The following is a 12,743-nucleotide window of genomic DNA, read 5'->3' as shown; positions in this document are numbered from 1 at the left end:
AAAGGGAGTGTTGTTTATTCGGGTTGTTTATTCGGTCGTCAGGAGGCCGGCGCGGAGCTTGGCCACCACGCGGCTGATCAGGCGGGACACGTGCATCTGCGAGCAGCCCAGCGTGTCGGCGATGGTCTGCTGGGTCTGCTCCTCGACGAAGCGGAGGTGGATGAGGGTGCGGTCCCTTTCGTCGAGTTCCGCGATCAGCGGAGCGAGGGAGTGGAAGTTCTCGACGAGTTCGAAGGAGTGCTCGTCGATACCGATGAAGTCGGCCAGCATCGTGTCGGACTCGTCGTCGCTGCTGTTGACCGCCGCGTCCAGGGAGACCGCGTTGTAGCCGTTGGACGCCTTCTGCGCCTCGGTGACTTCCGCGGGCTCCAGCTGCATCAGCTCGGCGAGCTCGGCCGTCGACGGCAGACGGCCCAGGCGGGTGCGCAATTCCTCCGTGGCCTTGGACAGCTCTATGCGCGCCTCCTGCAGACGGCGCGGCACATGCACGGCCCAGGAGGTGTCGCGGAAGAACCGCTTGATCTCACCGGTGATGTACGGGACAGCGAAGGAGGTGAATTCGACCTCCCGGGTCAATTCGAACCTGTCGATCGCCTTGATCAGGCCGATGGTGCCGACCTGGACTATGTCTTCCATCTCCTGCTGGCCGCGGTGCTTGAACCGCGAGGCAGCGTACTGCACAAGGGAGAGGTTGATCTCGATCAGGCAGTTGCGTACGTACTGATACTCGGTTGTGCCCTCCTCGAGTTGGGTCAGGCGGTCGAACAACCGCTTGCCTACCTCTCGAGCATCCCTGGGTGCGATGGAAGAGGGATCCGTGTACGCACGCTCCACGAGATCCGCCTCAGCCTGGTTGCCCTGGGCCTGTTCCCGCGCCGCCACGGTGATCATTGAGTCCCACCCTTTCGAATTCGGACTTGCTTGCCGTCCCCGTAGCGGCGCGGTTACCCGCGAAACGGAGGTGTATACCTGCAACTTGCAATGACTCTTCCGACAGACCTCGCCGACGGGGTTCGCCGACCGACCTTGCCGACCGACCTAGCCGAGGGCCGAGCGGATGATCCGATCGCGGTGTCGATGTTTCCCCGGCGCTCGAGTGGCCAGACGGACTGTCAGCACATGATGTCGACGCCAAGGAGCGTGAGCGGACGATGACTGCCAACGAGAAGGCCAAGGCGAAGTTCGAGCAGGCCACCGGCGCTGCCGCGCAGGCCGCCGGACGAGCCGTGGGCAACGAGAGCCTCGTGGCCAAGGGCCATGCCCAGCAGATGAAGGGCGACGCGCGCGAGGCCAAGGAGAAGACGAAGGACGTCGGCAAGCACTGACCGCGACACATGCCGTTGGGGCGGCCCCTGTACAGGGGCCGCCCCAACGGCATGTGGGGTGAGTAAGGTGCAGTCATCGTCTCTGCACATTACGGAAGGGCCTTGATGGACGCCGAACTCGTACGTTCCTGGGTGGAGGGCTGGGTCGTCTCGCGTGGAGCCGCGCCGCCCGTCGTCGAGCCGTGGGGCTTCACCGTCGACGTCGGGCTGAGCGGCCACATCACCCGGCACGTGCTGGCCGATGCCGACGAGCCGCTGGTCCGCAAAATCACGGAGACGGCCACCGCGCCCGGTACCTGGCTGAAGGTCTTCCTGCCGCCGGGGATCGTCGCCCCGTGGGTGGCGCCCGGCTGGCGCTTCGACGACGACGGCTTCCTGATGACGGCACCGCTGCGCCCGACCGTTGCCGAAACCCCCGACGGTTACCAGGTACGAAGCTGGACGCGGGGCGGTGTCACCCGGCTGCTCGTCCTGACGCTGGACGGCGCGTTCGCCGCCCGCGGGCAGGTCGCCGTGCCGGGTCCCGGGCGCACCGCGGTGTTCGATCAGATCGAGACCTCGGTGGATCACCGTCGTAAGGGTCTCGGCAGCCTGGTCATGCGAACGCTGGCGAACGTCGCCGCCGAAGCGGGCTCGTCGGCTGCTGTGCTGGGCGCGACGGACGAGGGGCGGGCACTGTACGAGTTCCTGGGCTGGCGCACGCACGGCCCGCTGACCGGCCTGGTCCGCGATCGACCTGGGATATGACGGGTCGGTAGGCTCGTTCGCTGTACCGCACGGACACGGGGGATGGACATGAGCCAGGTGCTCTACAGGGAACAGTCGTGGAATCCGCTGGCGCGGACCGTTGAGCTGACGGAGGAACACCTGCGTCGTGGCGGTAAGGTCACGCCGCTGAGCGAGCTGAACCTGCCCGCCATGGCCGAGGCGTTCCGGCGCGGCCACTGGCTCGGCGGCGGCGGCTCGGAACGCCCACTGGACGGCCTGGTCGACGGCAGCGGCATCGTCCCGGTCACGCGGGTCACTGGCACCACCCTCCCCGTGAAGGTGCGCCAGGCAGCCGAATTCACCCGGCGACTCGGGGAGTTGGCGATACGGCACTCCGGCGGCCCCGCGCAGTTGAACGCGCTGGCCGAGCAGGCAGGGGCGGAGGGCGTGCCGCTGTGGATGGCCCGACGGTACGCCGATGGGCCGACCGGTCAGGTGGGCGTCGCGGTGGACCGCCGACTGGTGCGCGTGGACGTGTGGGGGCCGGGCGCTCCCCGCGTACGGATACGGGCGCCGCACGGCTTCCAGAGCAGCACCGGCGATCAGGCGCAGGGCCTGCGGATGACCGTCGGAGATGTCCCGGCCGTCCTCGTCCTGCAGAAGAAGCTGCGCAAGTCCAAGAGCTACGTACGGGCGCGGCTGCCCCAGGGCGTCTGGGAGTTGCGGCGCAAGAGCGGCAAGAGCTCCTGGCTGCTGCGCGACGAGCGGCGGGTCGCCCTGATAGAGAGGCCGCCGCGCCGCCCCGACCTCGACCCCGGCACGGTGCTGCTGCCCCTGGCGCCCGTGCACCACGAGAGCCCGGACCCACTGGACGCCGTCCTGGCCCACGCCTTCGCGACCGCGTTCGGCCTGGGCGACACCACGGGCACGGCCCGCTTCCGGCTCCAGCGCCCGCACGCGGGCACCGGAGCCGGTGAACCGATCGCCACGGACGACGCCTGGGACCGCCCCTGGTTCAGCAATCTGGGCAGAGGCGGCGACGACAACGAACCGGGCGGCTCGGACGGCTGGGGCTCCGACGGAGGAGACGGGGGAGACGGGGGAGACGGCGGGGACGGGGGCGGCGATGGAGGCGGGGGAGACGGCGGTGGGGGCGGGGACTAGCTCGGCAGGGGTGCGAAGGGCCCGCGACCCGCGGTGCGTCCACGTGGACTGAGACGATGCCGTTTGAGCAGCCGGAATCCCCGTCCCTCCCCTTCGTCGCACTCGTCAGCAAGGTAGGTGACCAGGCAGGTCGGCTCCAGGAGCTCGAACATGCGACGGGCGGTGAGGGGCATGGCGGTCATGGTCCACCTCATGGCAGCGGGCTCGCCCTGTGGGGCTGCTCTCCTGGTACGACAACCCGTGCGCACCGGGCCGGAGTTGAGCGGCCCTGTCTGACCAGCGGCCCGACGCTACGGGGCGCAGTGCGTGGCCGGGCGGGGCGCGGAGGACTCATCGGATTGGTCTAGTCCTTATTTGGTTCAGACCATTGACATGTCTATGACCGCAGGGCTACTTCGTAGGGCAACGCCAGTGCGTCACGACCCAGTTGACGCCTCCTCACCTCTTGGATGGCCATGAGACGTATGCGTTCCCTCCGTGCCGCTCTCACCGCGGCGGCCACCGCAGCGGCCGCTCTGGGCCTGACCGCGATCTCGGGCGCCCCCGCCCAGGCCGCGACCCCGCTCCCCGCCCATGTCTTCGCCCCCTACTTCGAGTCGTGGACAGGCGAGAGCCCCGCCGCACTCAGCGCCCAGTCCGGGGCCAAGCACCTGACCATGGCGTTCCTCCAGACGGCGACGAAAGGCTCCTGCACCGCCTACTGGAACGGCGACACCTCGCTGCCCGTCGCCTCGTCATCCTTCGGCGCCGACATCAAGACGATCCAGGGACGCGGCGGGGACGTCATTCCGTCCTTCGGCGGCTACACGGCGGACACCACCGGAACCGAGATCGCCGACAGCTGTACGGATGTCGACCAGATAGCAGCCGTCTACCAGAAGGTCATCACGACCTACGACATCCCCCGACTCGACATGGACATCGAGGTCGACGCACTCGACAACGCCGCCGGTATCGATCGGCGGAACAAGGCGATCAAGAAGGTCCAGGACTGGGCCGCCGCCAACGGGCGCAAGCTGGAGATCTCGTACACCCTGCCGACGACGACCCGGGGCCTGGCTCCCAGCGGTCTCGCCGTCCTCAAGAGCGCCGTGGCCAACGGCGCGCGGGTCGACGTCGCCAACCTGATGACGTTCGACTACTACGACAACGCCGCCCACGACATGGCGCAGGACACCAAGACCGCCGCCCAGGGACTGTACGACCAGCTCGCCAAGCTCTACCCGGGCAAGAGCCCGGCCCAGCTCTGGGGCATGATCGGCGTCACCGAGATGCCCGGCGTCGACGACTTCGGACCGGCCGAGACATTCACGCTCGCCAACGCCAGGCAGGTGTACGACTGGGCGGTCGCCAAGGGGATCAACATGATCTCCTTCTGGGCACTCCAACGCGACAACGGAAGCTGCCCCGGCGGCGCCGCCGCGGACAACTGTTCCGGCATCGAGCAGAACACCTGGGACTTCTCCCGCATCTTCGCGCCCTTCACCAGCGGCGACACCGCGCCGAAGGACGACTTCTCGGTGACGGCGAACCCGGCCGCGGGGACGGTCAAGGCCGGCGGTTCCGTCAGCGCGACGGTGAAGACCGCGGTGACGGCGGGCTCCGCCCAGACCGTGAAGCTCACGGCCGGCGGCGCACCCGCCGGTGTCACCGCGTCCCTCAGCCCCGACTCGGTGACGGCCGGAGAGACCTCGGCGCTCACGCTCAGCACGACCGCGGCGGCCGTCAACGGCACGTACGAGATCACCGTCAACGGCGCGAGTCCCTCGGCCGCCCACTCGGTGACGTACTCCCTGACCATCACCGGCGGCAACGGCAACCAGTGCACGGCGGCCCCCTGGGCCACGAGCTCGGTCTACACCGGTGGCCAGCAGGTGTCGCACAAGGGCCGCAACTGGAAGGCCAAGTGGTGGACGACGGGCGAGGAGCCCGGCACCACCGGACAGTGGGGCGTCTGGCAGGACCTCGGCGCCTGCTGACCCTGCCGTCCCGTTTCCCTGCCGCCGCCTCGTCATCGACGGGCGGCGGCGCTCGTATGTCGAGGCGGCGGCGCTCCCACCCGTAAAAGGTGGCCTTCCATGTCGCTCAGCACTGGGTCAGCGGCGGGTGACATTGACGTTTCCGTCTATTGATGTGGTCGCATTGTGCGCGTGTGCGTGCAGCACGAAATGAAAGGTCGCTGCTAATCCGTCGACGTCTCAACGGTACGGTCGCACTCCCGGAAACCCTGCCCATTGGTCCGGAGGTCCGTGCCTCAAAGGGCAACGCATATTGCCCGCCCGGTTTTCCCGGCCCGCCCAAACGGGCCGACGGGCCGGTCCCGGCCGTGCGCAGCACTGCCGGAACCGGCCCTTCACCTGGCCTGCGTCAGCAGAGCGAGCAGGTCGTGCACGTACGGAAGCAGGACTCCTCACCGGAGATCGCGCCCGCGGCGCTGTCCTGGGCGACGTCCTGGATGGCGGTCTCGGTGAGGTCGATGTCGAAGAGGTCCTGAGTCATGCTTTCGGGCATGGGAATTCCTTCCAGTGGAACCTGTGAAACCGAACGAATCGCCACCCTCGGGTGACGGGATCGGAATCTAGGTTCGAATAGCGGACGGAGTCAAGGGGTTACGGCAGGGCGGGTGTCTGGGTAGTGTGACGCCATTCTCCGAGAGGGGAATTGGGGTTTCTTAACTCAGTTTTATGGGCCATCCAGTAAGGGGCAGTAGCGCAGATGCGGCGTGACGAAAGCGCGGAACCGGTGTTCCGCTGCGCGGACGGAATGCTTCTGAGAGCGCCGCTCCTGGCACGGCCGAGAGTCCGTGGGACCTGGCAGGACGCGGCCCCGGGCGACGGACGGAGCGAAGCCGACGCACTCGGCCAACTCCGCGCCCAGCTCGCCGAACTGGTCGCCGACGCACGGTTCCGCGAAGCCCTGGAGGTCTCGAGCCCCTCGCTCACCCGCACCCTGGACGCCGTCCTCGCGGACGCGCCCGTCGTCGCGTCCGATCTGCGCAAGGCCCATCGCGCCGTGACCCGCTACCTGCTGCGGGCCGCCTCCCGGCCCACTCCCTTCGGGCTGCTCGCGGGCGTCCTGTGGGGCTCCTTCGGCGCGGCCACCAAGGGTGAACTCACCGGCGAGGGGCACAAAGCCGCGCGGCTGGACGCCGGCCTGCTGGCCCGGCTGATCGCCGAGTGGGAGCGCGACCCGGCCGTGCACCGGGGGCTGAGCGTGGTGGCCAACGGGCTGTGCTTCGTACGCGGCGGGCGCCTGGTCCTGCCGTTCGCCCCGGCCGGCCCCGGCCAGGACGCCGCCACCCCGGCGGGCGAGAACCGCCCCACGTCGCGGACACTGCGCCACACCCCGGTCGTACGCGCTGTCCTGGAGGCCGCGGCCCACCCCATACGCTGCGAGGCCCTGGTCAAGGACGTCGAAGCGCGCTTCGCCGGGGCACCCGAAGGCGCCGTGGCCCGACTCGTCGCCCAGCTCATCGGCGCGGAAGTGCTCCTGACGGAGCTGCGCCCACCTCTGGACGCCCCCGATCCGCTGGCACACGTCGAGGCCCTGCTCCCGGCCGGCACCCCCGCCGCCGGGCGCGTCGCCGAGCTGCGCGCAGCCCTCGACGACTACCTCCGCGCCCCGCTCGGAGAGGGCAGGGCCGCCTGGCGTACGGCACTTGAGAGCGCCACCGCAGCAGTCGACGGCACCTTTCCCCACCCCAAGGACACCGCGGGCGGCGGGCACGCGGTCCAGGTGGACCTGCGCCTGGACGGCACCGTCGTGCTCATCCACGAGGTGGCCCGCGAACTGGAGCGCGCAGCCGCCGCGCTGTGGCGCCTCGCGCCCCCGGGGCGCGGGCGCCTGATCTCGTACCACCAGCACTTCGTCGAGCGGTACGGCCTGGGGCGCTACGTCCCCGTGAAAGAACTCCTCGACCCCGACATCGGCCTCGGCGCCCCGGCCGGATACCGGCTGCCCCCGAGCCACCGCCCGGACCCGGGGCTCGCCCCGCTGGGAGCCGAACGACAGCGGCTCTTGCTGGGGCTGGCTGCCGAGGCGCAGGCACGCGGAGCGCGCGAGGTCGTCCTGGACGAGCAGTGGCTGCGCAGGCTGGAGACCGCGGACGGCGGCGGGCCCGGCGAGCGGGACGTGGCCGACGACGGCGTACGGCCGCCCGCCATCGAACTCGTCGTACAGATCGCCGCGGCGTCGGCGGCCGCGGTGGACCGGGGCGACTTCACGCTCGTCCTCAACGGCGCGGCCACCGCGTCCGGCGGTCTCATGGGCCGGTTCGCGCACCTCTTCGAGCCCGCACAGGCCGAGTCGATCCGGCAGACCGTGCGCACCGCCCGCGAGGACGCCACAGGGCGCCTCCCCGTCCAGATCCACCACCAGGCCTCCCACCACCGGCACGCCAACGTCGCCCAGGTGCCCACCTGGCTGGACGGCCGCCTGGTCATCGGCGCCCACCCCGGCCCCGCCGCGCCCGGCGTCACCGACCTCTCCCTCGACGACATCGCCGTCTGCGCTGACTCCGAAGGCTTCCGGATCGTCTCCGTCCCGCTCGGCCGCGAGCTGACGCCGTCGGCGCTGCATGTGCTCAACCGCGAACTGACCGCGCCCAACACGGTGCGCTTCCTCATCGAGGCCGCCGCGTTCAACCGCAGGCAGTGGCGACTGTGGGAGTGGGGCGCCGCGGAGGACCTGCCGTTCCTGCCCGCCGTACGCACCGGTCGCACCCTGCTCACCCCGGCCCGCTGGCGCCTGGAAGCGACCGGCCTGCCCTTGGCGGAGTGGCGCGCGGTCTGGCACGTGCCCGACCACGTCCAGCTCACCCTCGGCGACCACCGCATCCCGCTGAACCTCACCGTCCCCGCGCACCAGGAGATCCTGCGCCGCGAGTGCGAGCGGACGGGCGCGGCCGTGGTCCATGAGCTGCCCCTTGGCCAGGACCCCGACGCCGGCTGGCTGCACGGCCCCGGCGGCGCCCACGAGGCGGAAGCCGTAGTCACCCTGACACCGCAACCTCCCCACTCGGACCCGCGGCCTCGATCCGTGCGGCCCACGCACACCACGCTCCCCGTACGCGCCACACTCCCCGTACGCGCCACGCTCCTTGTACGCACCGCACTCCCCGCGAGCCGACAGGGCACCGGCGAGATCCCGCCCGGCGGTCCCTGGCTGTACGCGTCGATCTACACCTCCGCCGAGCGCCAGGACGAACTCCTGACCGGGCCGCTGCACCGTTTCCTGACCGCGCTGCCCTCCCCGTCCGGCGAGGCGGGCGGCGTCGACCGGTGGTTCTTCATCCGGTACGCCGACCCGGACCCACACCTGCGGCTGCGCCTGCACGGTGACCCGGCCCTGCTCAACGGCGTACTGCTGCCCCAACTCCACGACCTGGCACAGCGACTGGCCGCAGACGGACTCGCCCGGGGACTGCGCCTCGACAGCTACGCGCCCGAGACCGAGCGCTACGGAGGGCCGACGCTGCTCGGCGCGGCAGAAGAGGTGTTCCATGCGGACAGCCAACTGATCCTTGAGCGCCTCGCGGCGCCGACGAGCGACCGGATCCTGGCCACCGCACACGACGTGACCGGGCTGATAACGGCCTTCCACCGGGGCTACGGCGGAGACTGGCGGCACTGGCTCACCCGCACGTATCCCAAGCGGGAACAGCACCACAAGGCGTTCGCGGCACGAAGGAGACAAGCACTCGCGCGCATCGCGCCGGACGGTCCGGAGGCCCACCCGCACCACGCGGCGGCCGAACGGTTCGGGCGGCTGGTGCGCGCGGAGCAGGAACGGGGCGCGCTGAGCGTCTCCCCGGACGCGGTGCTCGCCTCCCTCGTCCACATGCACTGCAACCGGCGCCTCGGCACGGACCGTACGGCCGAAGCGCAGAGCCTGGCCGTGGCCCGCGGCGCGGTCCAGGCCCACCTCGACCGGGAGAGGGCCCGATCATGACCGAGAACCCCGTCACGCTGCTCGCCGAGCGCCTCACCGATCCGGTCGCGCTGGCCGCGCAAGTGGCCGCGGGGCAGACCCCGGAGCTGGCCGAGGCCCGTTCCCTGTGGCATCCCCAGTCCCTCGCGGACGGCCACGCGGGCGTCGCGCTCCTCCTCGCGGCGCTCGCCCACACCGAACCCGGATACTCGGGACCCGGATACTCGCGCGCCACGCACGCGCACCTGACGGCGGCGGTCACCGGCGTGTCCAGGCCCGCACGCGAGGGGCTCTACGCGGGACTGCCCGCGGTCGCCTTCGCCGCCCGCACGGCCGTCACCAAACCCGGCGAGTACGCGGCGCTGCTCACCGGACTGGACGGCCAAGTCGCCCTGCTGGCCCGGCGAATCATCGAGGAGGACACACCCCGGATGGCGGCCGGGACGGCCGGGGCGAGGATGACCGGGTACGACGTGGTGGCGGGTCTCTCCGGCCTGGGGCGCCTGCTTCTCGCGGCCGGGCCCGAGCACCGTGAGACCACCGAGCTCGTCCTCGCTCACCTCGTCGCGCTCACCCGCCCGGTCACCGAACCGGGCGGCAGGAGCGTGCCCGGCTGGTGGACCGCTGACCCGATCCTGTTCAGCGAACCCGACGGAATCCCCGGCGGGCACTTCAACGCCGGTCTCGCCCACGGCATCCCCGGCCCGCTCGCACTGCTCTCCCTCGCCCACCGCGCCGGCGTCCGCGTGCCCGGCCAGGAGCGGGCGATCCGCACGATCACCGAATGGCTGCTGGCCCGCCGCAGCCCGGACGGCGCGGGCTGGCCCAACATTGTGCCGCTGGACGCCGAACTGACCGCGGCCTCCGGAGCCCGCCCCGAGCTGGCCGAGGCGCGCACCGGCTGGTGCTACGGAACACCCGGCGTCGCCCGCGCCCTCCAACTGGCCGCACTGGCGCTGAAGGAACCGGAATGGAACCGGCAGGCGGTGGCCGCGATCGCCCGAGCCTGCGACCGCAGCGACTTCGCCGACCCCACGCTCTGCCACGGCCTGGCGGGACTCACCACGATCGTGACCCTCATGGCCCGAGAGCCCGGGGGAGAGGAACTGGCCCGGGTGATCCCGGGGTTGACCGATGCCCTGTCGGCCGCGGCGGACCCGGCCCACCCCTTCCTGTGGCCCGCCGCCGCACCCGGAGTCGGGTCGGTCGTCCACCGGCCGGGCTTCCTCGACGGGGCGGCGGGCGCGGCGCTCGCGCTGCACTGCGCGACGAATCCACAGGCGCCGCTCGGCGAACTGCCCTGGCAGGCAGCCCTGTTGCTGTGCTGACCATCCCAACGACTCCACCGGGTCTCTGTCCGATACGGCTGTTCTGCGGTACTTACAGGTACTCGGCCGAGTACCTCGAGAGCATCAGGGGGACACATGAAGTTGACTGTTAATCAGGTGCGGGCCGGGTGCGAATGGCAGCGTGATCTGTGCCGTAAGAACGCCTCACCCACCTATGCCGCGATTCTCACGGAGCTGATCGGCCGGCTCGGCACCGATGAGGCCGTCACCGAACTGCTCACCGCCGACGGCCAGGACCCGGTCCAGTCCGCGCTGTGTCTCCGGCTGTTCGGCGCGGTCAACAGAGTGGCGATGGCGCAGTCCGCGAGCTGGCTCAAGGCGTACTACCCGACGTTCGGCGGAGCGACCGACGTCGACAAGGCGGTACCCGCCTTCTTCGACTTCCTGGCAGCCAACCTGGACGCCGTCCGGGACCAGATGACCGTCTCCGTCCAGACCAACGAGGTGGGGCGGGCGGCGCCCCTGTCCGCGGCGATGAATTATGTCGCGATGGTCACCGGCCTGCCTCTGCGGCTGCTCGAAGTGGGGGCGAGCGCCGGCCTCAACCTGCTGCTCGACCGCTACTTCGTGGCGTCCGGCGACACCTCGTGGGGCCCGGCGGACTCCACCCTGCGCCTGGTCGGCCACTTCGCGTCCGGGCAGCCGCCCGCCGCGACGTCCGACATCGAGGAACGCCGGGGCTGCGACCTCAACCCGATCGACGCGCACGCGCCGGGGACCGACGGCCTGCTGCGGTCGTTCGTATGGCCCGAGCACGTCGAGCGCGGCCGGCGGCTCGACGCCGCCCTGAAGGTCGCCCGCTCGGCGCCGAAGCTGTCCCTTGACGCCGCGGACGCGTGCACGTGGGTCTCCCAGAACCTTGCGGAGCTGCCGCGCGGCCGGACCACGGTGGTCTTCCACTCGATCGTGCTCGCCTATTTCACGCCGGACGAGCGAGCCCGGTTCGCGAAGGTCATCCGCACACGCGGCGCGGCCACCGACGAGGACCGCCCCCTGGCGTGGATCTCGCTGGAGCCGAGCGACGACGACTCCAGCGTGGTGAACCTGGTCTGCGAGATGTGGCCGCTCGGAAGGCGCGTCGTCCTCGCCACGACGACCCCGCACGGCACCCAGGTCCGGTGGGACCCGAAGGAGGACCGCCACCAGTGACGGCAGGTGTCCCGAGCGGAAGGCGGCCCGAACGGCCTCGCCCTTGACCTCAACCATGCTTCAGGTCAGAGGATCTTTCGTCAGAGGATCTTTGCAGTGGTCCGCACAGTGCGGGCGCTGAGGACGAGGGGCGGCAGAGCAGTGCAGATGGCGACGGAGTGGATTCAGAAGAACTCCCACGGGCTGTCGGCCAGGAGGTCGGACGAGCCGCTGGACGACCTGCGGCCGCTCGCGCCGCTGGTGCGCGACGCCAGGATCGTGGCGCTCGGAGCCGCCGCGCGGGAGACGCGCGAGTTGTCGGTGGTGGCGCATCGCATCGTGCGGCTGCTGGTGGAGGAGGAAGGGTTCAGGACCCTGGCCCTGGAGGGTGATGATGCGGCCCGGCTCGGCCTGGACGTGTACGTCGCCACCGGTGAAGGCGATCCGGGGGCACTGCTGGCCGGGGCGCGGTCGTTCTGGCAGACCGGGGAGATCCTCGACCTCGTCGGCTGGATGCGGTCCTACAACCAGCGCCACGCCGACGATCCGGTGCGTTTCGCGCAGTTCCCCGACGAGCCGGTCCGGCACGTGACGCAGCTCGACGGCTTGGCCGCACTGGAGCGGACGCTCGCCGATGGTGCGGCAGGGTGGCAGGAGCAGTCGGGCGACAAGGTCGTCTACTGGGGCGGTATGGCGCACACCGCCGTGGGTGACCCTCGCACGGTGTCCCCGTCCCAGCCCCCCGAGACACACCGCAACATGGGCGGCTACCTCCGCGAACGCCTGGGCCCGGACTACCGTTCCATCGGACTGACCATGGCGCGCGGCTCGATCGGTGTGCCCCTGCCGGCTCCGAGCCCGGACTTCGTCGACGCCGCTCTCAGCGCGGCATCCGCAGGCAGAGCAGGGTACGTCTTGAACCTGCGGACCCCACGACCCGAACCCGTCCGTCGGCTGCTGGACAGCCCGACCCGGACGCGACTGATCGGACCGTTCTACGACCCGCAGGACGACGCCGCCCACCACCTTTCCGGCGGATCACTTGCGAACTGGTTCGATGCCGTCGTCCACACCGAGCACGTGACGCCCGCGCGACCGCTGCCCTAGGACTCGCCAGTGATCGCGGTTTGTCCAGCGGGAT

The 12,743-nt window shown here is 70.7% G+C and carries 10 protein-coding genes; 8 read left to right on the top strand and 2 right to left on the bottom strand.

Annotation, left to right across the window (positions count from 1 at the left end; all coding sequences use genetic code 11):
* Positions 1-27: 27 nt before the first annotated feature.
* A complete protein-coding gene (locus ABZ953_RS29135; protein ID WP_361729688.1) occupies positions 28-891 on the bottom strand; it encodes a SigB/SigF/SigG family RNA polymerase sigma factor in 864 nt (287 codons plus the stop codon).
* Between the two features lie 260 nt (positions 892-1,151).
* Between ABZ953_RS29135 and ABZ953_RS29130 the strand changes: the two genes are divergently transcribed.
* The 4 genes from ABZ953_RS29130 to ABZ953_RS29115 all read left to right on the top strand — a co-directional run bounded on the left by ABZ953_RS29130 (position 1,152) and on the right by ABZ953_RS29115 (position 5,176).
* A complete protein-coding gene (locus ABZ953_RS29130; protein WP_361729685.1) occupies positions 1,152-1,325 on the top strand; it encodes a CsbD family protein in 174 nt (57 codons plus the stop codon).
* 105 nt (positions 1,326-1,430) lie between these two features.
* On the top strand, positions 1,431-2,072 hold the full coding sequence (locus ABZ953_RS29125; RefSeq protein ID WP_361729682.1) for a GNAT family N-acetyltransferase: 642 nt from the start codon (positions 1,431-1,433) through the stop codon (positions 2,070-2,072).
* Between the two features lie 48 nt (positions 2,073-2,120).
* The gene (locus tag ABZ953_RS29120; protein ID WP_361729679.1) at positions 2,121-3,197 is read left to right on the top strand and encodes a hypothetical protein; all 1,077 of its coding nucleotides are present in this window, start codon (positions 2,121-2,123) and stop codon (positions 3,195-3,197) included.
* Between the two features lie 455 nt (positions 3,198-3,652).
* The gene (locus tag ABZ953_RS29115; RefSeq protein WP_361729677.1) at positions 3,653-5,176 is read left to right on the top strand and encodes a glycosyl hydrolase family 18 protein; all 1,524 of its coding nucleotides are present in this window, start codon (positions 3,653-3,655) and stop codon (positions 5,174-5,176) included.
* A gap of 388 nt (positions 5,177-5,564) precedes the next feature.
* Here the strand turns inward: ABZ953_RS29115 and ABZ953_RS29110 are convergent, their stop codons facing one another.
* Positions 5,565-5,708 carry a hypothetical protein gene (locus ABZ953_RS29110; RefSeq protein ID WP_361729674.1) on the bottom strand — a complete coding sequence of 48 codons (144 nt, stop codon included), beginning with the start codon at positions 5,706-5,708 and terminating at the stop codon, positions 5,565-5,567.
* Positions 5,709-5,912: 204 nt separating this feature from the next.
* On the opposite strand from ABZ953_RS29110, the gene ABZ953_RS29105 reads away from it, so the two are divergent.
* From ABZ953_RS29105 to ABZ953_RS29090, 4 genes are all read left to right on the top strand, one after another.
* On the top strand, positions 5,913-9,146 hold the full coding sequence (locus ABZ953_RS29105) for a lantibiotic dehydratase (protein WP_361729670.1): 3,234 nt from the start codon (positions 5,913-5,915) through the stop codon (positions 9,144-9,146).
* Positions 9,143-10,453 (top strand): lanthionine synthetase C family protein, encoded by a 1,311-nt coding sequence (locus ABZ953_RS29100; RefSeq protein WP_361729667.1) that lies wholly within the window; start codon positions 9,143-9,145, stop codon positions 10,451-10,453. The genes ABZ953_RS29105 and ABZ953_RS29100 overlap by 4 nt, the downstream gene beginning before the upstream one ends.
* A 96-nt stretch (positions 10,454-10,549) precedes the next feature.
* Positions 10,550-11,623: a DUF2332 domain-containing protein gene (locus ABZ953_RS29095; protein ID WP_361729664.1), complete on the top strand. Its 1,074-nt coding sequence runs from the start codon at positions 10,550-10,552 to the stop codon at positions 11,621-11,623.
* A gap of 147 nt (positions 11,624-11,770) precedes the next feature.
* Positions 11,771-12,709: an erythromycin esterase family protein gene (locus ABZ953_RS29090; RefSeq protein ID WP_361729661.1), complete on the top strand. Its 939-nt coding sequence runs from the start codon at positions 11,771-11,773 to the stop codon at positions 12,707-12,709.
* The last annotated feature ends 34 nt before the right edge of the window (positions 12,710-12,743 follow it).

The organism is Streptomyces sp. NPDC046465, assembly GCF_040646035.1.
Classification (GTDB): Bacteria; Actinomycetota; Actinomycetes; order Streptomycetales; family Streptomycetaceae; genus Streptomyces.
The sequence above is the reverse complement of the archived record's forward strand: the minus strand, read 5'-3'. Positions and strand labels throughout refer to the sequence as shown.